This is a genomic window from Pseudomonas oleovorans subsp. oleovorans (assembly GCF_002197815.1).
Classification (GTDB): Bacteria; Pseudomonadota; Gammaproteobacteria; order Pseudomonadales; family Pseudomonadaceae; genus Aquipseudomonas; species Aquipseudomonas oleovorans.
In genome coordinates, this window is sequence record NZ_NIUB01000012.1 from 105,194 (window position 1) to 124,731 (window position 19,538).

Consider the following 19,538-nt stretch of genomic DNA (forward strand, 5'->3'; position numbering starts at 1 on the left):
CGAACGTCTCCTAAGAGTTAATGTATCTCAATGCCCTTTTGCCGAAGCAGGAAGGAAAAGTGACAGGGGCGGGGAAAATTATTTTTCCGCCGGTAGCACGCGGGTCCACCAGGGGCTCAGTTGCTCGGTGCGCGCCGGCAGGCTCAGTGCGACAGCGGCCAGTGCCTTGTCGCTGTCGTGCAATGGGAAGCTGCCGCTGATGCGCAGATCGGCCAGGCTCGGATCGAGGCTCAGGTAACCGCTGCGGTATTCGCCGAGCTGATCGATCAGGCGCTGCAGGGGCAGGTTGTCCGCCACCAGCATGCCGCGGCTCCAGGCGTCGGCGCCGATGGGGGCAGGGTGGCTTGCGCTGAGGTGCTGGCTGTCCATGCGCACCTGTTCGCCGCTGTGGATAATGCGTTCCTGTGAACTGGCCAGCGGCCTGGCGGCGACTGCCGACTGCAGCACGATCAATTCGGTCGCAGTCCCTTCGCGCCGGACCAAAAAGCGCGTCCCCAACGCACGTAGTCGTCCCTGCTCCGTCTCGACGATGAACGGGCGGGTATCGCCCTTGGCGGTCTGAACCAGAATTTCGCCGCTGCGCAGGTGCAGGCGCCGTTCGTTGTCGTCGAATTCGATATCCAGCGCACTGCGGCTGTTGAGGCGTACCTGGCTGCGGTCGGCGAGCAGCAGGTCGCGCTGCTCTCCACTGGCGGTATGGTAGTCGGCGAGGTAATCGCCCAGCGGGCGCTGCTGGGCCAGCAATACCAGCGTTACGCCCGTGGCCAGCAGCAGACCCAGGGCGCTACCACCAAGGCGGCGCAGGCTGCGGCGACGGCTGACGCTGCTCTGCAACAGGGCGCGTCGCGCCATCGGCGCGCTGGCGGCAGAAAGCTGCTGGTCGATGCCGCCCAGGCGTTGCCAGACCAGGCCATGCTCCGGGTGAGCGGCCAGCCAGTCGGCGAAGTCATGGCGTTGCTGCTCGCTGGCTTCGCCAGAGTCCAGACACAGCTGCCAGGCGATGGCCTCATCGAGCACGCGAGCCGAGACATGGCTCATTGCGGCGCTCCGTAAAGCGCGACGTAGCACTGGCGCAGGCCCTGGGCGAGGTACTGGCGCACGCGGGACGGCGACACACCAAGCCGCTCGGCGATCTCGGCGTGGCCTAGGCCATCCAGGCGGTTATAGAGAAACGCCGCGCGTGCCTTGCTCGACAGCTGGCCGAGCAGGCGGTCAATCTCGGCCAGTTGCTCCAATGCCAGGGTTTGTTCTTCCGGGCTGGGCTGCACTGCTTCTGGAGCTTGCGCGAGCGCTTCCAGGTAGGCGCGCTCCAGCGCGTTGCGGCGGAACTGGTCGACAAGCAATCCCTTGGCGATGGTGGTGAGCAGGGCTCTGGGTTCGCGTGGGCTATGCAGGTCAGCGCGACCGAGCAGGCGGACGAAGGTGTCCTGGCTCAGGTCTTCGGCGCGCTGCGCGCAATTCAGGCTTTTGCGCAGCCAGCCGAACAGCCAATCACGGTGATCGCGATAAAGCAGACCGACCAGCTGTTGGTTGCTGGAATCCTGAACCGACACGCGCACCTCGCGAGATCTAAGTTAAGGTGATAATGATTCGCATATGATTGCAGAGGTCGTGTCAGGGTGCAATCACGCGTTGGCGTGGTATGACCGGTGGTGTGGGGGAGTGGAAAGGCAGGCTGAATCGGTAGGAGCGAGCTCTGCTCGCGAACAAAGGGGTTCGCGAGCTACGGGGGCGTGACGACGATGCTCAGGTGCGTTCCTGGCGGCTGCGTGCCAGGGCGTGATTGACGGCCAGCCAGCCTTGCACGGCCTCTTCACCCATCTCGCCGAACACGCGTTGCAGCAGGCGCGCCTGCTCGCGGCGCAGGGCCTGTTCCAGCTTGGCGCCCTCGGCGGTGAAACCCAGCACACGCTTGCGCTTGTCGTCCGCGGCAGCTTCGCTCTGCACCAGGTCCATCTCGATCAACTGGCGCAACGGCATGTTCAGCGCCTGTTTGCTCACCCCCAGGTAACCCAGCAGCTCGGTCATGTTCAGGCCCGGGTACTTGGCGATGAAGAACAGAATGCGGTGGTGCACGCGTGACAACCCGCGCTTGGCCAGCATTTCGTCCGGCTTGGCGGTGAAAGCCTGATAGCCGAAGAAGAAAGCCTCCATGGCGGCCTGCTGAGCTGTGCTGTTCTTGATCAGCTGCGCGCCGTGACGGCCGGCCTGCGTGCCCTCGGCGGGCGACGTCAAAAATTTCTCGGAGAAATTTTTTAGGTCAGTCATATTGACGTATCTCTGGTTGGAGGCGTAGTTTCGGTCAAGCAGTTTGACTTAATTCCAATAACTTTTGCACCCCAGGACATTCCATGGCCTTCTCCGAACGCATCGCCCGCCTGAAAAGCTCCCTGATTCGTGAAATTCTTGCCGCGGCGCAGCGTTCGGAAGTGATGTCGTTCGCTGGCGGTCTGCCGGCCGAACCGATGCTGCCAAAGGTGGACTGGGCCGAGATGCCGGCGAGCATGGGTCAGTACGGCATGAGCGAAGGCGAGCCAGCCTTGCGTGAAGCCATCGCCGCCGAAGCACGGGCGTTGGGCGTGCCTTGCGATGCCAGCCAGGTGCTGATCGTCAGCGGCTCGCAGCAGACACTGGACCTGGCCTCCAAGCTGTTCATCGATCCGGGCGCCGAAGTGCTGCTCGAAGCGCCGACTTACCTGGCTGCCCTGCAGGCCTTTCAACTGTTCGGTGCCGACTGCATCAGCGTACCGCAGGAGGCCGACGGCCCCGAACTGGCGGCTCTGCGTCAGCGTCTGGAGAATCACAAGCCGGCTTTCGCCTACCTGATCCCGACCTTCCAGAACCCGTCCGGCACCCGTTACAGCGAAGCCAAGCGTGAAGCCGTGGCGGCCCTGCTCGACGAGTTCGGCGTGACCCTGATCGAGGACGAGCCGTACCGCGAGCTGGTGTTCGATGCCGGTAGCGCCACGCCCATCGTCAGCCGCCTCAAGCAGGCCAGCTGGATCTACACCGGTACCGTTTCCAAGACGCTACTGCCGGGCCTGCGTGTCGGCTACCTGATCGCCACCAAGGACCTGTATCCGCACCTGCTGCGTCTGAAGCAGTCGGCTGACCTGCACACTAACCGCATCGGTCAGTGGCAGGCGCTGCAGTGGCTGGGCAGCGAGCAGTACCGCGGCCACCTGGCCGAGCTGCGCGATTTCTACCGCATTCGCCGCGACGCCATGCAGGCCGCGCTGCTGGAGCACTTCGCCGACCTGGCCGAGTGGGAAATCCCTCAGGGTGGCCTGTTCTTCTGGCTGACCCTCAAGCAGCCGCTCGACACCCGCACGCTGCTCGACGCGGCGCTGGCGCAGAACGTCGCCTTTATGCCGGGCGAGCCGTTCTTCATCGATCCGGACGCCAACCCAGGCCACCTGCGACTGAATTTCAGCCACGTGGCGCCGGAGCGCCTGAGCGAGGGGCTGCGCCGGTTGGCGACGGTAATTCAAGAGGCACAGGCGAAGTAGAAGCTTGTAGCGTAGGAGCCGGCTTGCTGGCAATGCGCTTGCTAAGACGGATCGCCGGCAAGCCGGCTCCTACAGGTAAAAGAAGGAAATACGGGGAGGGCAACGCAATGTTCATGGTCTACGGCGATTACCGCTCGGGTAACTGCTACAAGGTCAAGCTGATGCTGCATCTGCAGGACAAGGAGTACCAGTGGATTCCCATTGATATCCTCAAGGGCGAGACACAGAGCGAAGCCTTTCTGGCCAAGAACCCCAACGGCAAGATCCCGGTGCTGGAACTGGAAGACGGTACCTGTCTGTGGGAGTCCAACGCCATCCTCAACCTCCTCGCCGATGGCAGCGAGTTTCTGCCGACCGAGCCGCGCTTGCGCACCCAGGTGCTGCAGTGGCAGTTCTTCGAGCAGTACAGTCACGAGCCCTACGTTGCGGTGGCGCGTTTCATCCAGCTCTACCAGGGCATGCCTGAGGAACGCCGCGAGGAGCACGCGCGCTGCCTGAAGCTCGGCTACAAGGCCCTGAAGGTGATGGAGAAGCAGCTCGAACGCACGCCCTATCTGGTTGGCGAGCATTACTCCATCGCCGACATCGCCCTGTATGCCTACACGCACGTGGCTCATGAGGGCGGCTTCAGTCTCGAAGCCTTTCCAGCGGTGCGCGCCTGGCTTGATCGCGTCGCCAGTCATCCACGTCATGTGACCATGCTGGGTTGAGTGCCTTCGAGGCTGGCAGGGCGGCCGGCCTCGACTAGAGTTTGGCGGTAACCGCAAGAGGGCGCCGCCATGTCGCAAGGAAGCCGCAAGCTGGGCCTGGGGTCGCTGACCGCGCTGGTGGTGGGCTCGATGGTCGGTGGCGGGATCTTCTCGCTGCCGTAGAACATCGCCGCGCGGGCCGACGTCGGCGCCGTGCTGATCGGCTGGGGTATTACCGCGGTGGGCATGCTGGCGCTGGCCTTCGTGTTTCAGAACCTGGCCAATCGTAAGCCACAGCTCGATGGCGGGGTGTACGTCTACGCCAAGGCGGGACTCGGCGATTACATGGATTTTTCCTCGGCCTGGGGTTACTGGATCAGCGCCTGGCTGGGCAATGTCGGCTACTTCGTCTTGCTGTTCTCGACCCAGGGGGATTTCGTCCCGGCCTTCGGCCAGGGCAACACGCCACTGGCCATCGTCTGCGCCTCGGGGGTGCTGTGGTGCGTGCATGTCCTGGTGCTGCGCGGTATCAAGGAGGCGGCGCTGATCAACCTGATCACCACCGTGGCCAAGCTGGTGCCGATCCTGCTGTTTATCGTCATTGTCGGCCTGGCGGTGTCGCTGCTCGGTGCGCTGTTGCAGTGGGCGCTGCTGTGCGCCGAAATCCTTTTCGTCTGTGCCAAGGACGGCACCATGCCGGCCTTCCTGCGCCGGGAAAGCGCCCATCAGGTGCCGGTCAACGCGCTGTGGCTGGCCAACGGTATGATCCAGCTGTTCCTGCTGATCACCCTGTTTTCCCAGGGCACCTACTTGTCGCTCATCTATCTGGCATCGTCGATGATTCTGGTGCCCTACCTGTGGTCGGCGGTCTATGCACTGTTGCTGGCGCTGTGCAGCGAAACCTATGAAGACCTGGCCGGGCTGCGCCGCAAGGATCTGGCCATCGGCCTGCTGGCAGTGGGCTACGCGATCTGGCTGCTGTATGCCGGCGGGGTCAAGTACCTGATGCTGTCGGCGTTGCTCTGCGCGTCGGGCGCGTTGCTGTTTCGCCAGGCCAAGTGCGCGCAGGGGAAGGTGCTGTTCACGCGCTACGAATGGCCGATCTTCGCCGCCGTATTGCTGACCGCCGTGCTGGCCGGCTATGGCCTGTATGCCGGTCACCTGACACTGTAGGGCTGGACAAAGCGGCCAGCGCGCGGATAATCCGCCTCATCGCCCTCTGACTCTGGCCTCGCGACCCCTATGCGCAAATCCCTGCGTACCGCCCTGATCTGGATACTGATGCTGGCCCTGCCGGCACAGGCCATGGCGACGCTCGGCATGCAGTTGTGCGAGCAGGTGCATCGCAGCGGCGCTCTGCAGATGAGCTCGACTCAGCAGGTCGAGCACGGCATGCACCACGACATGGCGGCCGACAGCGCACATGGCGCGCATCAGGACGCCGCCCCGGTGGCCAGCAGCAATGCTCCCAGCGATGGCAGCCTCTGCACCCTGTGCGCCTTCTGCGTCGGTGTCGCCGCGCCCAGCCAGCCGTTTCTGAACGACTCTGCCCTGCAAACCGTCGAGCCGGCTACAGCCTGGCCCGACCGCCTTATCGTCGGCGTGGCCGACACGCCCGAACGCCCCCCGCGTCTTTCTCTCGCCTGAGCCCCTTAGGTAGCGCCGTCCTGCGGCGCCTGTAGCTCACGCGGCCGCCTGGCCGCCGTACGCGAGAACACATCATGACTTTGCATTCCCTTGCCGGAAGGCTGCTGGGCATCGCTGCCCTGGCGCTGCCCGGCATCCTGATGGCGGCCCAGCCCGATCCGCTGGACGCCAACGCCGCTGTGCCGGCGCAGGATTACCGTTCCCCTCTGCAAGACTATCGTGCCCAGGCCGACGAGCCGTTGCAGGACTGGCGCGCGGCCAACGACCTGGTCGGCCGTATCGGCGGCTGGCGTACCTACAGCATGGAAGGCTGGGAGCAGCCGGCCGAGCAGGGCGCCGAGCCCGTCGAGGGAGGTGGCCATGACCATCATTAAACCCGCCGTACTGCTCTGCGCCGCGCTGCTGCTGGCCGGCTGCGCCGGCTTCAGCCAGGACGGCGGCTTCGACCCGGTGCAGCAAAGCGCCGAGCGCCAGCTGGACAAGCAACTGCTGTGGGCGCGCGACGAGGCCGGCCGTGGGCAGATCGAGGCGCGCGTCGCCGAGTTGCTGGCCGAACCCCTGAGCCTGGATGCCGCGGTGCAGCTGGCGCTGCTCAACAACCGTGGTCTGCAGGCGTCCTTCGACGAGCTGGGCATCGGCGAGGCCGAGCGCGTGCAGGCCGGGCGCCTGCCCAATCCCGGCTTCTCCTATGGCCGTCTGGAAAAGGGCAGCGAGGTCGAATACGAGCGCGGCCTGCACCTGAATCTGGCGCGGCTGATCGCCCTGCCGCTGACCTCGCGCCTGGAAGGACGGCGCTTCGAGCAGCTGCAGCGGCAGACCAGCCTGGCGGTGTTCGACCTGGCCAGCGAGACGCGCAAGGCCTGGTACCAGGCGGTCGCCGCCGAGGAGAGCCTGGTCTACGCACGGCAGGTGCTGGACGCCGCCGAAGCCGGCGCCGATCTGGCCCGGCGCATGGCCGCAGTGGGCAACTTCAGCAAGCTGCAGCAGGCCGAGCAGCAGAACTTCTACGCCGAAGCCGGCATCGGCCTGTTGCAGGCCGAACAGGCGCGAGTACGTAGCCGCGAGCAGCTGACCCGTCTGCTCGGCCTGTGGGGCGAGCAGCTCGACTACCGCCTGCCCGAACGCCTGCCGGCGCTGCCGAAAACCGCGGACGAGTTGCCGGACGTGGAGCGCCTGGCCATGAACCAGCGCCAGGACATCCAGGCCGTGCGCCTGGATGCCGAGCGCCTGGCGCAGAACCTCGGCCTGACCCGCACCACGCGTTTCATCAACGTGCTGGAGTTGGGCGTGGTCAACAATCGCTCCAACGAGGAACCGACCCAGCGCGGCTACGAGATCAGCGTCGAGCTGCCGCTGTTCGACTGGAGCGGGGCCAAGGTGGCGCGGGCCGAGGCGCAGTATCGCCAGGCGCTCAACCGCGCCGCCGAGACGGCGGTCAACGCCCGCTCGCAGGTGCGCGAGGCCTATCACGCCTACCGCAACGCCTTCGAGCTGGCGCAGCACTACCGTACCGAGGTGCTGCCGCTGCGTCAGCGCATCGCCGAGGAAAACCTGCTGCGTTACAACGGCATGTTCATCAGCACCTTCGACCTGCTCGCAGATGCGCGCCGCCAGGTGCAGGCAGTGGATGGCTACCTGCAGGCGCAGCGCGCCTTCTGGCTGGCGCGCGCCGACCTCGACATGGCCCTCTTGGGCGCCCCCAATCCCTCGCTCGGCGCGGCGCCTGCCGCGGCTGCCGAGCCGGCCGCCGCCGGCCACTGAACAAGGAATTTCCCAGATGGTTTCACGACGCGATTTCTTTCTCGGGGCCGGCGCCATCGGCGCTGCGGTGGCCACTTCGGCGGTCAGCCGGGTGGCCATGGCGGCCCTGCCCGAGCCGGTGCTGCAGGCCAGCGCCGACACCCAACCGCCGCTGCAGCCGGGCAGCGGGCGGCCCTACAACCCGGTGGTCACCCTCAACGGCTGGACCCTGCCGTGGCGCATGAACAACGGCGTCAAGGAGTTCCACCTGGTCGCCGAGCCGGTGGTACGCGAGCTGGCGCCCGGCTACAAGGCCCACCTGTGGGGCTACAACGGCCAGTCGCCGGGGCCGACCATCGAGGTGGTGGAGGGCGACCGGGTGCGCATCTTCGTCACCAACAAGCTGCCCGAGCACACCAGCATCCACTGGCACGGCCAGCGTCTGCCCAATGGCATGGACGGCGTCGCGGGCCTGACCCAGCCGGCGATTCCGGTGGGCAAGACCTTCGTCTACGAGTTCGTCGCCCGCCGCCCCGGCACCTTCATGTACCACCCGCACGCCGACGAGATGGTGCAGATGGCCATGGGCATGATGGGGTTCTGGGTCACTCACCCCAGAGAGCATCACCCATTGATCGCCGAGGTCGACCGCGACTACTGCTTCCTGCTCAGCGCCTACGACATCGAGCCGGGCGCCTACACGCCGAAGATCATGCAGATGCTCGATTTCAACCTGTGGACCTTCAACAGCCGCGTGTTCCCCGGCATCGACCCGCTGGTGGCGCGCCAGGGCGAGCGCGTGCGCCTGCGCGTCGGCAACCTGACCATGACCAACCACCCGATCCACCTGCACGGTCACGAGTTCGAGGTCACCGGCACCGACGGCGGGCCGACCCCGGTCGGCTCGCGCTGGCCGGAGGTGACCGCCGACGTGGCGGTGGGGCAGATGCGCCAGCTCGAGTTCATTGCCGACGAGGAGGGCGACTGGGCACTGCACTGCCACAAGAGCCACCACACCATGAACGCCATGGGCCACGACGTGCCGACCCTGGTCGGCGTCGATCACCGCGACATGACCCGCAAGATCGCCAAGCTGGTGCCGGACTACATGGTGATGGGCGAGCGCGGCATGGCTGACATGGCGGAGATGCAGATGCCGCTGCCGGACAACACCGTGCCGATGATGACCGGCGACGGCCCGTTCGGCTCGGTGGAGATGGGCGGCATGTTCACCATGCTCAAGGTGCGCAAGGAGCAGGCCGCCGGCGACTACCGCGACCCGGGCTGGTTCAAGCATCCGACCGGAACGGTGGCCCATGAGTGGAAGGGCGCACTGGCCAGCCCGAGCCGCTCGCACGATGGCGGTGGCCAGTCGATGCCACTCAAGCAGCCGCTCGAGGCTCCGGTGGAAGTGCAGGTACGCAAGCCCGGCGGTCATGCCGGGCATTAACGGGGCGGGCCGCCACGCGGCCCGGTCCCCACAGCAAGCGAGGATTCACCGATGAAAACAGCACAGTTACTGGTTCTGACCCTGATCGGGCTGCTCGGCAGCCCGGCAGCGCTGGCCCACAGCGAGACGCACAAGGGGCATCAGGCCGCCGCAACGATCAAGGAGCAAAAGCCCTGGGGCATCGCCGGTGATGCCGGTGAGGTCGACCGCACCATCGAGATCCGCATGACCGATCAGATGCGTTTCACTCCGGATCGGCTGCAGGTCCGGCAGGGCGAGACCATTCGTTTCGTCCATTACAACGACGGCAAGATCCTCCACGAGTTCGTCATCGGTACCCGCGAAACCCTGGATGAACATGCCGAGGCAATGCTGCGTTTTCCCGGCATGGAACACGACGAGCCCTATATGGCTCACGTTGCGCCGGGGCAGAGCGGCGAGATGATCTGGACCTTCAACCGCGCCGGCGAATTCGATTTCGCCTGCCTGATCGCCGGCCACTACCAGGCCGGCATGGTCGGTACCATTCAGGTGCTGGCCGACTGACCTACGAGAGGAAACACGCATGAAAAAACCATTGCTAATCGCGGCGCTGGCCGCCCTGTTCAGTCTGCCGTTGCAGGCTGCCGATCCCGCACCGCTGAGCCAGGGCGAGGTGCGCAAGGTGGACGCCGCCGCGCAGAAGATCACCCTGCGTCACGGCCCCATCGCCAGCATTGGCATGCCGCCGATGACCATGGTCTTCGAGGTTGAGAACGTGGAACTGCTGGAAGGGGTTTCAGCGGGAGAGAAGGTGAAGTTTCAAGTGCAGCAGCAGGGTAACCGTTACATCGTTACCGAACTGCAGGTAATGGAGTAGCCAGCAGAGCCGGCCCAGGCATTGCGCCTGGGCTGGCGAACACTCAGTTCAGGCCGTCGGTCAGGGCCTTGGCAGGTACCAGCTTGACCACTTTCTTGGCAGCGATTTCGATGCTCTTGCCGGTCTGCGGGTTGCGGCCGGTGCGCGCTGGGCGCTCGCTCACCTTCAGCTTGCCGATGCCTGGCAGGGTGATCTCACCGTCGTTTTCCAGTGCGTCGCCGACAATTTCACCCAACTGATCGATCAGGGTGCGAACAGTGGCTTTGGGCAGGGATACGGCCTCGGCCAGGTCGCTGATCAGTTGGTCTTTGGTGATTGCCATGATGTAACTCCGTTTGCAGGTGAGAGGTTCGGCGCGGGCAGGGCCGCACAGCCGAAAACATGGGAACGCTAGCACAAAAGGTAAGGCTCGGCAGTGTCCTGAAAGCCCTTCCGGTAGGGCTTAGTGTCGCATCGGCCCCTGTGGTTCCAGCCCATGAGTAGAAAATCGCAAGCATTCAGGCAGGCACAGTCCGCTGCGTTCAGCTGCGATTTGTCAGGGTATGCAGCAGCCTGGCAAGGCTCGACTAAGCAGTTGCTGGTAATGTCATGCTGGAGTGCCATCATGTTGCGTGTATTCGCTGATCTTGGTTTTCGCTGGAAGATTGCTCTGCCGATTCTGCTGGTGGCGATGGGGGGTCGTGGCATCACTCAGGTTGCCGAGTCCAGCACGACGCTGACCAATCGCCATTTGCCAGCTGTCAGCCTGTTGCTCAATGCCGACGGGGATCTCTATTAGGCTTTCGTTTCCGAGCGCAGCTTGCTTGATGAGAGTGCGCATCGGTATGCCGACCAGTTGCGCGCTGTCCATGCTGAAAATCTGCAGCAGGCGTATGACCGTGTGCACAAGTTCGCCGCCATGCAGCCCGGCAATGAGGCGCTTGCCCTGGTGGCCGAGTTTGACCGTGGCTATGAGCGTTGGAAGGCAACGTCTCTGCGTGTGCTGGAAATGAGTTCGAGTGACCCGGAGAGCGCCAGCCGACTGAGTTTTGCTGACAGTGAGGCCCAATTCGAATAGGCACGTACCGCCATCGACAAACTTGGCGAGTTGGAAGATGGCGCAGCCAATGCGGTGGGTACCGATGCCATAGCACGTGGCGATGCGCTGGTCTGGCAGCAGGGGTTACTGATCGCCATAGGCCTGCTGGTGTGTCTGGTGCTGATAGTGGGCTTCCCGCTGCTGGTTACGCGTCTGCTGCACAGCCTGCTGCATCGCATCGAGCAGATTGCCGATGGGGATGGTGATCTGCGGGTGCGTCTGGATGTGCTGTCCAGAGATGAGTTGGGTAAGCTCAGTCACGCCTTCAATCGCTTTCTCGACAAGTTGCAGCCCTTGATCAAGGAAGTGGGCAGGGCCACCGGGGAGGTGGCCGACTCAGCGCAAAGCCTGGCAGAAATGGCAACCGCTAATGACCGCCTCATCAGTAGCGAGCATGTGGCCGTAGATCAGGTCAGCACGGCTGCAACCGAGATGGGCGCAGCGGTGCATGAGGTGGCGCGCAATGTGCAGAATGCCGCTGATGCGGCGCGCCAGGCCGAAGTGCAGTCGCGTTAGGGAGCCGAGGTGGTGGGAGCCACCATACACTCCATCCGCCAGTTGACACAGGAAGTGGAGAGTGCCTCCACTACCATTCAGACCTAGGAGCAGGAAACCGCCAATATTGGTGCCGTACTGGCGGTGATCAAGGGTATTGCCGAGCAAACCAACCTACTGGAGCTAAACGCTGCCATCGAGGCGGCGCGGGCAGGCGAGCAGGGCCGTGGTTTTGCTGTGGTAGCCGATGAAGTGCGCGCGTTGGCCGCGCTTACTCAGGAGTCCGCCAAGGATACTCAGCAGATGATCGAGCGTCTGCAGATCGGTGTGCAGAACGCGGTCAAGGCCACCCATTCGGGCAGCGCGCGGGCACGGCAGAGCGTGGAGCAGGCGGCGGGCGTGGATCAGGCGTTGAGCGTAACCGGTGATTCGGTGCAGCGCATCAATGATATGGCCGCGTAGATCGCCACAGCGTGCGAGGAGCAGAGCAGCGTTACCGAAGAGATCGCACGCAACATCAGTGATATTCGTGATCTGTCCAACGAGGCGGCACAGACCTCCGAGCAGAGCACGCGGGCCAGCCAGCATCTGTCCGAGCTGTCCCATGGCCTGGCTCAGTTGGTGGGCCGTTTCCGCGTCTAAGTGTTTGAAGCAGTTGTAAGTTTGCGTTTAGTCGTTACAATGGCGCGGCCCGTCGCAATGACGGGCTTCGTTATGGTGGGCCCTGTCGGTCCCCTCGCAACGATTACCCGTGAACCTGGTCAGGCCCGGAAGGGAGCAGCCACAGCGGGAACATCGTGTGCCGGGGTGTGGCTGGCAGGGTTCGCCTCCATGATGTATCTACTTGATTTCTAACGGTTTTTTCGCTCTGATCACGCCAGTGATCCATAGGGTGATCCACCGTGTCTTCCGTCCCTTCTTACCTCTGGTTATCCCGACACTCGATCTTCTATTTCAGGATTGTGGTGCCTGGAGCTCTGCGTCCGCTTTTCCCTTGTTCCGAGATCCGCCGTTCACTGCAGACACGCTGCAAGCGCGAAGCGCTGATCCGTGGGCGCGAATTGCTTCTGTAGGTTCAGCAGCTCTACACCCAGGCATTCCAAGCATTCGGCCATCCCTCGACTCCCTACGTGGTGCTTGGGAGGCGGGTCGCGGTAGGGACGGCAGTTACCTGCCGCCCCCCGCACAGATCCGTACGTGCGGAACTACCGCATACGGCTCCTGCCTCAGGTTCGTGACGCGAAGCGTTCCTCCGGATAGGGGTGTGCAATTCTGGGCTTCGGTATGTAGATGTCTGCGAGACGACCAAAGCGTGACCACTGGAGCCGGTTACGCTGGCTGCGACGTTTGAGGGCTTGCCGCCAGAGGCGGCAGACCGCCGAACGGAAACCACCAAGACGTATCAGGTTTCCCGGCACCGCGTGGTAATTGAGGTAACCACTCACCACCCGAGTGAGCCATTGCCCTTGAACCCGGATGGGTTCATGACGTCGACGTTTCAGCTCATCCCGAATGGCCAGTAGTGTTGCACGCATTCGCTTCTTGTCCGTCAGTCGCAGTACTTGAAAACCACCGCTTCTGTTGGTGCTGCAACAATGTGTGAAGCCCAGAAAGTCAAACGCTTCCGGTTTACCCAAGCTTCGCTTCCTACGATTTCTCGCAGCAAAACGGCCAAAGCGGACGTTGCCTGCCATCGGTTTTGGGAATGTAGACCCGTCGTGATGGTGTTGCCCGATAAGCTCCGCTGTGGAGCTTTGCGTGCAAATCGGTCACCCGCTGGAGAAGACCTTCCTCGTATTCCCGCCACGACAAGCCGTCCACGCCTACCGCTGCATCGCGGCGTAGGGCATAGAAACTCTGCGCCAGTAACTGCGGTGTGATGTGGTGCAGCAAAGCCGTGAACTGCATGCCCTTGTTCCTTCGGGCTGCTTCACGTACACCTTCAAGTCCCATCGACGCGCAACTGATCCGGCTCAGTGTCCGGGGCGCGGGAGGCTTGTTGGTGTTTCCCTTGGCTACGTCCCTTTCCTCCACCACCTCCGCCGGGGCAGGCCCTTTGTTCGATGGCTTCTCAGGTACTACGGACGTATCCGACTTCTCGGCGGCGTAGACAGCAGGGTTACAGCTTTTGGCCTTTCCTGCTCCGCCCGGTGGTTGCGCACCGGGCGCCGCTGAGATCTCCCAGTTTCTGTGCGAAGGACTTCCCGACGTGCAGAGGGTCTCCGACCGCGCGGGATCAGTGCATGACTGGCGTAAAACGCCATGCTCCGTGTTGCCTTCTGCTTCGCTTAACAGCATCGGCATCCCGAACTTGTGATTTCGCGGCTCAATGGCTGGCCCATCGGTTTCCCCTGTCAACGCTTCACCCTGCACCTCGCGGTGCAACATGCATGACTCGGGGTCTGGTTGATTCGCCATTTCTTACCAGTATCGAACTTTCATCGACTATCCTTCGCCAGCTTTAACTGGCGCACTAAGCGCTCCATAAACCCCACCTACTGTCAGCAGGGTTAGCGGGTCAGGATGCAGTCGTTGGTGAGCAGTTCCACGGCAGCAGCGCTTCGTAATCCTCGACGCGGCTCGACAGTGCTGCTGATGCATGGCTGGGAGGGGCGACCAACCCAGTTTGCGTTGTTGATCCGCGGTCTGGTCGACGCAGGCTATGGCGTCATCGCACTGGATGCGCCTGCTCATGGTCGTTCACCTGGACGAGAAGCCAATGTGGTGCTGTTTGCGCGTGCATTGCTCGAGGCCGCCAGCGAGTTGCCGGCGCTGCTGGCCGTGATCGGTCACTCGATGGGCGGCGCCAGTGCGCTGCTGGCCACACAAATGGGCTTGCGCTGCGAGACGCTGGTGACCGTTGCCGCGCCGAGCTGCATCCTCGGATTGTTGCGCGGTTTCGCTCGATTCATGGGGCTGCCGGCCGAGGCACGAGCGCATTTCGTTCGCGCCGTTGAAACGACGGCGGGCATCCCCGCGGCGCATCTCGATGTGCAGCGTTATCAGCTGGATCTGCCGGGCCTGATCGTGCATGCCGAGGACGATCCGGTGGTACCGGTGGGCGAAGCCGATCTGTCCACAAGGCCTGGTTCGACAGTCAGCTGCTGCGTCTGCCAGCGGGTGGGCATCAGCGTTTGCTGAGCGATCCGGTGCTTCTGCAGGCCGTACTCGAGTTGCTGGAGCAAGTGCCTCAGGCGTCGTTGAAGGCGTTGGCTTCGTAACTGACCACGCGGTTACGACCGCTTGCCTTGGCGCGATACAGGGCACGGTCTGCCAGTTCCAGCCAGTGCTCGCCGCAGTCCGGCTCGCTCGGTACGCCGGCATGCAGGCCGATGCTCAGGCTCAGCGCTATCGACTGTTGTTGGTAGAGGCAGGGATTGAGCGCGAGCTCTTCGCGCAGTTGTTCGGCCAGGTCGAGTGCGCCGGTGAGATCGGTGCTGTCGAGCAAGATGACGAATTCTTCGCCGCCGAAGCGTGCCAGCAAGTCGCTGCTGCGCAGGCGCTGCTGGATACGCTGGGCTGCATGGCGCAGGCAGGCATCGCCGGCGAGGTGGCCGTAGCGGTCATTGACCTGCTTGAAGTGATCCAGATCCAGCATCAGGACTGCCAGTGACTGTCGGCTGCGCACGGCGCGGGCGCAGGCGCGAGCCAGTTCTTCGCTGAGTGTCTGGCGGTTGAGCAGGCCGGTAAGCCCGTCGCGTCGATTCAGTTCGGCCAGGCGCAGGTTGGCGTTGGACAGTTGCTGCAGGGTGTCCTGCAGCGTCGCGGTGCGCTCCTGTACGCGCTGTTCCAGGCTTTCGCTGATCTGCGTTTGCAGTTCCAGGTGCTTGGTCTGTTCGCTGCGCAGGCGGCGCTCATGGTCGATCAGCTTGGCCTGAGCCTGGCGTTCGGCTTGCTGCACCTGGCGGATGCGCGAGGCCAGGGCGATGGAGAACACCGTCATCTCGATCAGGCCGCCAATCTGCTGAGCATGCAGGGTCAGCAGCGAGTAGGGCAGCAGTCCGGTGCCGGTGAGGATGCTGGCAAGGCTGGCGGCGATCAGCACGAACCAGCCCAGGGCGAACAGGCGCGCGGCTGCGTAACCGCCGCGCCAGCGCAGCAGGGTAATGACGAAGGCGGCCAGTGCGCAGGCGGTCACCAGTACGAAGCTGCCGATCAGGGCGGGTGCGTACAGGCCAAACAACGCCATCCCCAGCACCAACCAGGCGCAGGCCTTGAGCGTATTGGCGACCCAGCGATAAGGCCTGGCGGCCTTGTCCAGATCCAGCACGCCGTAGGTGAATTGAATGCCGAACCATGTCGCCAGGGCGGAGCTGAGCGGGAAGCTCAGTTGATGCCAGGCCAGCGCGTTGGGCCACAACCATTGCAGGGCGAAGCCGAGCTGGATGAACTGGTAGAGACTGAAGCTGGCGACGAACAGGCTGTACCAGAGGTAGTTGCGGTCGCGGGTGATGCAGAAAATGCTCAGGCTGTAGATCAGCATTGCCATCAGGGCGCCGAAGAACAGGCCCTGTAGCAATAGGCTGCGCTGCTCCTGGTGGTCGAAGGCATCGCGGGTCATCAGGCTGGCGCTGAGGTTGGCCGAGCCGTCGGTTTGCATGCGCAGCCAGATGCGCTGGCGTTCGCCAGACACTACGTGCAGAGGCAGTACCAGTTGCCGGTGCTCGACCCAGCGCCAGTCGAAGGGGCGCTGGTCGCCGGCGCGGTAGATGCGTTCGCCGTCCAGGCCGTAGGCGTCCAGTTGATCCAGCAGTGGATTGCCGATCAGCAGTACCCAGCCCAGCGAGCGGCTGTGCGGGTTGTGTACGTCCAGGCGTAGCCAGTAGGTGCTGCCGCTGTAGCCGAAGCTGACATCGCGCCGCTCCACTGCTTGCCAGGCGGAGTCGGGCAGTGCATGCACATCGGTGATGTCGGCACGGCCATCCGGGTCTTCCCAGAACGCCATGTAAGGCCCGGGCAATGTCTGCGTCTGACCAATCGGCAGCGGCAGGCTTTGCGCCCAGGTCAGTACTGGTAGCAGCAGAAGCATCAATAGGCGCAGGGCGGCAGTCAATTGCTCGTTCTCGGGCTCTCAGGCGAACGCGCGGCATTATGGCGCGCGATGATGGCACGATGAAAGCTCGGCGCTGCATGGAGAGGTCGTGCGGCGTATCATGCGGCACCTGATCGACTGGCCGCCGAGGAAGCAGGCAGCCGCATTCTGGAATCGGATCACCCGGCTTGCCGCATGCAGGCTGCATACCTGGAGGTAGAGTCATGAACTGGGAGTTGCCCGATCCCTTCGTCATCGATATCGAAGTGAGCGCAGACGACATCGACGGCCTTGGCCATGCCAACAACGCGGTGTACGTCAGTTGGCTGGAGCGCTGCGCCTGGCGGCATTCGCAGTTCCTGGGGTTGGACCTGGTCGAGTATCGCCGTCTGGATCGGGCCATGGCCGTGGTGCGTCACGAGATCGACTACCTCGCCAGCGCCTACGAAGGGCAGCATCTGCAGATGGCGACCTGGATCGTCGAGTCCGACCAGCGTCTGAAGATGGATCGGCGCTTCCAACTGGTGCGCCCGGAAGATGGCGCCACCTTGTTGCGCGCCAAGACCACCTTTGTCTGCATTGAGCTGTCCAGCGGGCGCCCGAAGCGCATGCCGGCGGAGTTCGTCGAAGGTTATGGCAAGGCGCTGATGCAGCCCTATCCGTTGGAGCTGTAAGGCCGCTCAGTCGATCACCGGCGCGAGAAATACCTGCTCCGGCTCGACCATGATGGCGAACTGGCGGGTTTCACCGGGGCGCAGCATGACGGACTGCGCCACATCCGATCCATGGCCGCCGCAATAGCCATCTGGCGACATGGCCACGGCGACGCCCAGTTCGCCGCTGGGCAGGTCCAGGCTGGTTTGCTCGCTGGGGCCAAGTTTCGCCACTACCTGCTGGTTGACGTAAAGCTCCACATCGCAGGCATTCGGCGCGTTGTTGTCGCGACTGAAAATGAGCCGGGCCGGTGCATCGGCCACTGGATCGGTGGGGGCCGGCTCAGTAGCACTGGGCGGGATATCGCTGGCTTGGGCGGCCATGCAGAACAGGCCGTGCAAGGCGGGTGCGATCAGGCGCATAGTAAAGCCTCCGTTTGGCGTCAGCGGCAGTGTCGCCCATCTTGTGCGGCGCGTGCGACCCCTTAAACTGTGCACCCCATTTTTCCGGACAACCTCATGCAAATCGCCCTGGCGCCCATGGAGGGGCTGGTCGACGAGATTCTGCGCGACGTGCTAACCCGCATCGGCGGCATCGACTGGTGTGTCACCGAGTTCATTCGCGTCAGCGAGCGGCTGTTGCCGGCTGCCACCTATCACAAGCTGGCCCCCGAGTTGTTCAACGGCTCACGCACCCGGGCCGGTACGCCGATGCGCGTACAGTTTCTCGGCTCCGATCCGCAGTGCCTGGCGGACAACGCCGCCTTCGCCTGCACGCTCGGCGCTCCTGTGATCGACCTTAACTTCGGTTGCCCGGCCAAAACGGTGAACAAGTCGCGTGGCGGCGCGGTGCTGCTCAAGGAGCCGGAACTGTTGCATGCCATCGTCCGCGAAGTGCGGCGCACGGTGCCGGCGGAGATTCCGGTCACGGCGAAGATGCGCCTGGGCTTCGAAGGCAAGGAGGGCGCGCTTGACTGTGCGCGCGCACTGGCCGAAGGCGGAGCGAGCCAGATCGTCGTGCATGCGCGCACCAAGGTCGAGGGCTACAAGCCGCCGGCGCACTGGGAGTGGGTGGCGCGGGTGCAGGAGGTGGTCGGCGTGCCGGTGTTCGCCAACGGCGAGGTGTGGACGCTGGACGACTGGCGCCGCTGCCGTGAGATCAGCGGTGTGGATGACATCATGCTGGGGCGCGGCCTGGTTTCTCGGCCAGGGCTGGCGCGGCAGATCGCTGCCGTCAGGGCTGGTGAGGAGCCCGAGGACATGAGCTGGGCCGAATTGCAGCCGCTGTTGCTCGACTTCTGGCAGCAGGCACGGCGCAAGCTGTCGCCGCGCTACGCGCCGGGGCGCCTGAAGCAATGGTTGGCGATGCTCACGCGCACCTACCCGGAGGCCGTTGCGCTGTTTGCCGAGGTGCGCCGCGAGCAGGATTGCGAGCGTATCGATCAGCTGCTTGCGCTATCTCCGTAGGAGCCCCGCCTCGGGGCGAAGCTCTTGCTTTGAAGAGGCTCTGTCGCTTCGCCGCGGGGCGCGGCTCCTACATGAGCGGTGCCGTCTGCCTAGGGAGCGTTGCACAATGGATGTGCAACGCCGTGTTGTGTAAACGTTTTTTTCAGATGCTTGAAAATTCTCCACCTGACCTCAGATAAGCGACTGCGGGATGCCGAAGTCGGGTTCCGCGATATGAACCTTGCTGAAATTTTCAGGAGAATACTCATGAGTAACGTACTGTCCCTGGCCCCACTGTTTCGCCAGTCCGTCGGTTTCGACCGTTTCAACGATCTTTTCGAATCTGCCCTGCGCAGCAATGACGCTGGCAGTTCCTACCCGCCCTACAACGTCGAGAAGCATGGCGAGGACCACTACCGCATCGTGGTCGCGGCTGCCGGCTTCGAGGAAGATGACCTGGAGTTGCAGGTCGAGCGTGACGTGCTGACCGTGGTCGGCAACAAGCGTGATCGCAGCGCTGAAAACATCAGCTACCTGCATCAGGGCATCGCCCAGCGCGCGTTCAAGCTGTCCTTCCGCCTGGCTGACCATATCGAGGTCAAGGGCGCCAATCTGGTCAATGGTCTGCTGCATGTCGAGCTGGAACGCATTGTGCCGGAAGAGGCCAAGACCAAGCGTATTCCTATCGGTAGCCAGCGTCCTGCGCTGGAAAACTGAGCCGCTAGCTCACCGAGAGGGCGCCCCATGGGGCGCCTTCTTCGTTGTGCGCCAGGCATGGCGCGTAGCGCCGTGACTGGCGCTGTTCGGTTCACTGTGGTGGTGGACTGGACGACTTGGAGGTGAAAGTCCTCTACACACCCGGCAAGGGGAAGTGTTAGCCAGAGGCAAGGGTGTCGCGGGCGACTGCGAATCTGAAGGAAGCCCGAGGCAAAATGCTGGC

At 63.7% G+C, this 19,538-nt stretch carries 20 protein-coding genes, 1 other RNA gene and 3 pseudogenes; 16 read left to right on the plus strand and 8 right to left on the minus strand.

Annotation, left to right across the window (positions count from 1 at the left end):
• Positions 1–78: 78 nt before the first annotated feature.
• From PSOLE_RS09565 to PSOLE_RS09575, 3 genes are all read right to left on the minus strand, one after another.
• Entirely contained in the window at positions 79–1,038 is a 960-nt protein-coding gene (locus PSOLE_RS09565; RefSeq protein WP_074859551.1) for a FecR domain-containing protein, read from the minus strand.
• The gene (locus PSOLE_RS09570) at positions 1,035–1,559 is read right to left on the minus strand and encodes an RNA polymerase sigma factor (RefSeq protein WP_003461041.1); all 525 of its coding nucleotides are present in this window, start codon (positions 1,557–1,559) and stop codon (positions 1,035–1,037) included. Before PSOLE_RS09570 ends, PSOLE_RS09565 begins: the two co-directional genes overlap by 4 nt.
• A gap of 187 nt (positions 1,560–1,746) precedes the next feature.
• Entirely contained in the window at positions 1,747–2,268 is a 522-nt protein-coding gene (locus PSOLE_RS09575) for a MarR family winged helix-turn-helix transcriptional regulator (RefSeq protein ID WP_003461043.1), read from the minus strand.
• A gap of 83 nt (positions 2,269–2,351) precedes the next feature.
• Between PSOLE_RS09575 and PSOLE_RS09580 the strand changes: the two genes are divergently transcribed.
• From PSOLE_RS09580 to PSOLE_RS09620, 9 genes and pseudogenes are all read left to right on the plus strand, one after another.
• On the plus strand, positions 2,352–3,509 hold the full coding sequence (locus PSOLE_RS09580) for an aminotransferase-like domain-containing protein (RefSeq protein ID WP_074859548.1): 1,158 nt from the start codon (positions 2,352–2,354) through the stop codon (positions 3,507–3,509).
• 107 nt (positions 3,510–3,616) lie between these two features.
• Positions 3,617–4,219, plus strand: coding sequence for a glutathione S-transferase family protein (locus PSOLE_RS09585; RefSeq protein WP_003461047.1), 603 nt, complete (start codon positions 3,617–3,619; stop codon positions 4,217–4,219).
• Positions 4,220–4,288: 69 nt separating this feature from the next.
• Positions 4,289–5,371 (plus strand): annotated as a pseudogene (locus PSOLE_RS09590) (amino acid permease).
• Between the two features lie 69 nt (positions 5,372–5,440).
• Positions 5,441–5,845: a hypothetical protein gene (locus PSOLE_RS09595; RefSeq protein ID WP_074859545.1), complete on the plus strand. Its 405-nt coding sequence runs from the start codon at positions 5,441–5,443 to the stop codon at positions 5,843–5,845.
• A gap of 74 nt (positions 5,846–5,919) precedes the next feature.
• Positions 5,920–6,219: a hypothetical protein gene (locus tag PSOLE_RS09600; protein WP_003243744.1), complete on the plus strand. Its 300-nt coding sequence runs from the start codon at positions 5,920–5,922 to the stop codon at positions 6,217–6,219.
• Positions 6,206–7,606, plus strand: a complete 1,401-nt coding sequence (locus PSOLE_RS09605; RefSeq protein ID WP_074859542.1) for a TolC family protein — start codon at positions 6,206–6,208, stop codon at positions 7,604–7,606. The genes PSOLE_RS09600 and PSOLE_RS09605 overlap by 14 nt, the downstream gene beginning before the upstream one ends.
• A gap of 16 nt (positions 7,607–7,622) precedes the next feature.
• A complete protein-coding gene (locus PSOLE_RS09610; protein WP_074859539.1) occupies positions 7,623–9,035 on the plus strand; it encodes a multicopper oxidase family protein in 1,413 nt (470 codons plus the stop codon).
• A gap of 51 nt (positions 9,036–9,086) precedes the next feature.
• Positions 9,087–9,581 (plus strand): cupredoxin domain-containing protein, encoded by a 495-nt coding sequence (locus PSOLE_RS09615; protein WP_074859536.1) that lies wholly within the window; start codon positions 9,087–9,089, stop codon positions 9,579–9,581.
• A 19-nt stretch (positions 9,582–9,600) separates the two neighbouring features.
• Entirely contained in the window at positions 9,601–9,894 is a 294-nt protein-coding gene (locus PSOLE_RS09620; RefSeq protein ID WP_074859533.1) for a copper-binding protein, read from the plus strand.
• 43 nt (positions 9,895–9,937) lie between these two features.
• On the opposite strand, the gene PSOLE_RS09625 is transcribed toward PSOLE_RS09620, so the two are convergent.
• A complete protein-coding gene (locus tag PSOLE_RS09625) occupies positions 9,938–10,216 on the minus strand; it encodes an HU family DNA-binding protein (protein WP_072424786.1) in 279 nt (92 codons plus the stop codon).
• Positions 10,217–10,498: 282 nt separating this feature from the next.
• On the opposite strand from PSOLE_RS09625, the pseudogene PSOLE_RS09635 reads away from it, so the two are divergent.
• The 3 genes and pseudogenes from PSOLE_RS09635 to PSOLE_RS25025 all read left to right on the plus strand — a co-directional run bounded on the left by PSOLE_RS09635 (position 10,499) and on the right by PSOLE_RS25025 (position 12,540).
• Positions 10,499–12,109: pseudogene (locus PSOLE_RS09635) on the plus strand (methyl-accepting chemotaxis protein).
• A gap of 83 nt (positions 12,110–12,192) precedes the next feature.
• Positions 12,193–12,289: signal recognition particle sRNA small type (gene ffs, locus PSOLE_RS09640), an RNA gene on the plus strand.
• Between the two features lie 143 nt (positions 12,290–12,432).
• A complete protein-coding gene (locus PSOLE_RS25025) occupies positions 12,433–12,540 on the plus strand; it encodes a DUF6538 domain-containing protein (RefSeq protein ID WP_307691528.1) in 108 nt (35 codons plus the stop codon).
• A 153-nt stretch (positions 12,541–12,693) separates the two neighbouring features.
• Here PSOLE_RS25025 and PSOLE_RS25030 read toward each other — a convergent pair whose 3' ends face one another.
• Both PSOLE_RS25030 and PSOLE_RS25035 read right to left on the minus strand, forming a co-directional pair.
• Complete coding sequence (locus PSOLE_RS25030; protein ID WP_346244434.1) at positions 12,694–13,104, minus strand: RNA-dependent RNA polymerase family protein; 411 nt, start codon at positions 13,102–13,104, stop codon at positions 12,694–12,696.
• A 10-nt stretch (positions 13,105–13,114) separates the two neighbouring features.
• Positions 13,115–13,855, minus strand: a complete 741-nt coding sequence (locus PSOLE_RS25035) for a reverse transcriptase family protein (RefSeq protein WP_241197897.1) — start codon at positions 13,853–13,855, stop codon at positions 13,115–13,117.
• 186 nt (positions 13,856–14,041) lie between these two features.
• On the opposite strand from PSOLE_RS25035, the pseudogene PSOLE_RS09655 reads away from it, so the two are divergent.
• Positions 14,042–14,688, plus strand: a pseudogene (locus PSOLE_RS09655) (alpha/beta hydrolase); the annotation flags it as partial.
• Here the strand turns inward: PSOLE_RS09655 and PSOLE_RS09660 are convergent.
• On the minus strand, positions 14,658–16,520 hold the full coding sequence (locus tag PSOLE_RS09660) for a sensor domain-containing diguanylate cyclase (RefSeq protein ID WP_244597266.1): 1,863 nt from the start codon (positions 16,518–16,520) through the stop codon (positions 14,658–14,660). The pseudogene PSOLE_RS09655 and the gene PSOLE_RS09660 sit on opposite strands and share 31 nt — an antisense overlap.
• 203 nt (positions 16,521–16,723) lie before the next feature.
• Between PSOLE_RS09660 and PSOLE_RS09665 the strand changes: the two genes are divergently transcribed.
• On the plus strand, positions 16,724–17,173 hold the full coding sequence (locus PSOLE_RS09665) for an acyl-CoA thioesterase (RefSeq protein ID WP_074859530.1): 450 nt from the start codon (positions 16,724–16,726) through the stop codon (positions 17,171–17,173).
• 6 nt (positions 17,174–17,179) lie between these two features.
• Here PSOLE_RS09665 and PSOLE_RS09670 read toward each other — a convergent pair whose 3' ends face one another.
• The gene (locus PSOLE_RS09670; RefSeq protein WP_074859526.1) at positions 17,180–17,575 is read right to left on the minus strand and encodes a hypothetical protein; all 396 of its coding nucleotides are present in this window, start codon (positions 17,573–17,575) and stop codon (positions 17,180–17,182) included.
• Between the two features lie 96 nt (positions 17,576–17,671).
• Between PSOLE_RS09670 and PSOLE_RS09675 the strand changes: the two genes are divergently transcribed.
• Together PSOLE_RS09675 and PSOLE_RS09680 are read left to right on the plus strand one after the other, a co-directional pair.
• A complete protein-coding gene (locus PSOLE_RS09675) occupies positions 17,672–18,619 on the plus strand; it encodes a tRNA dihydrouridine synthase (RefSeq protein WP_074859523.1) in 948 nt (315 codons plus the stop codon).
• A gap of 246 nt (positions 18,620–18,865) precedes the next feature.
• Complete coding sequence (locus PSOLE_RS09680) at positions 18,866–19,315, plus strand: Hsp20 family protein (RefSeq protein ID WP_074859520.1); 450 nt, start codon at positions 18,866–18,868, stop codon at positions 19,313–19,315.
• Positions 19,316–19,538 lie beyond the last annotated feature (223 nt).

Bases quoted from the DNA above. Each gene is read 5' to 3' on its own strand.
- PSOLE_RS09605 (WP_074859542.1), top strand. From the start codon at position 6,206: ATGACCATCATTAAACCCGCCGTACTGCTCTGCGCCGCGCTGCTGCTG.
- PSOLE_RS09625 (WP_072424786.1), bottom strand. From the start codon at position 10,216: ATGGCAATCACCAAAGACCAACTGATCAGCGACCTGGCCGAGGCCGTA.
- PSOLE_RS09680 (WP_074859520.1), top strand. From the start codon at position 18,866: ATGAGTAACGTACTGTCCCTGGCCCCACTGTTTCGCCAGTCCGTCGGT.
- PSOLE_RS09565 (WP_074859551.1), bottom strand. From the start codon at position 1,038: ATGAGCCATGTCTCGGCTCGCGTGCTCGATGAGGCCATCGCCTGGCAG.
- PSOLE_RS09575 (WP_003461043.1), bottom strand. From the start codon at position 2,268: ATGACTGACCTAAAAAATTTCTCCGAGAAATTTTTGACGTCGCCCGCC.
- PSOLE_RS09600 (WP_003243744.1), top strand. From the start codon at position 5,920: ATGACTTTGCATTCCCTTGCCGGAAGGCTGCTGGGCATCGCTGCCCTG.
- PSOLE_RS09585 (WP_003461047.1), top strand. From the start codon at position 3,617: ATGTTCATGGTCTACGGCGATTACCGCTCGGGTAACTGCTACAAGGTC.
- PSOLE_RS25035 (WP_241197897.1), bottom strand. From the start codon at position 13,855: ATGTTGCACCGCGAGGTGCAGGGTGAAGCGTTGACAGGGGAAACCGAT.
- PSOLE_RS09665 (WP_074859530.1), top strand. From the start codon at position 16,724: ATGAACTGGGAGTTGCCCGATCCCTTCGTCATCGATATCGAAGTGAGC.
- PSOLE_RS09675 (WP_074859523.1), top strand. From the start codon at position 17,672: ATGCAAATCGCCCTGGCGCCCATGGAGGGGCTGGTCGACGAGATTCTG.
- PSOLE_RS09615 (WP_074859536.1), top strand. From the start codon at position 9,087: ATGAAAACAGCACAGTTACTGGTTCTGACCCTGATCGGGCTGCTCGGC.
- PSOLE_RS09610 (WP_074859539.1), top strand. From the start codon at position 7,623: ATGGTTTCACGACGCGATTTCTTTCTCGGGGCCGGCGCCATCGGCGCT.
- PSOLE_RS09620 (WP_074859533.1), top strand. From the start codon at position 9,601: ATGAAAAAACCATTGCTAATCGCGGCGCTGGCCGCCCTGTTCAGTCTG.
- PSOLE_RS09580 (WP_074859548.1), top strand. From the start codon at position 2,352: ATGGCCTTCTCCGAACGCATCGCCCGCCTGAAAAGCTCCCTGATTCGT.
- PSOLE_RS09670 (WP_074859526.1), bottom strand. From the start codon at position 17,575: ATGCGCCTGATCGCACCCGCCTTGCACGGCCTGTTCTGCATGGCCGCC.
- PSOLE_RS09595 (WP_074859545.1), top strand. From the start codon at position 5,441: ATGCGCAAATCCCTGCGTACCGCCCTGATCTGGATACTGATGCTGGCC.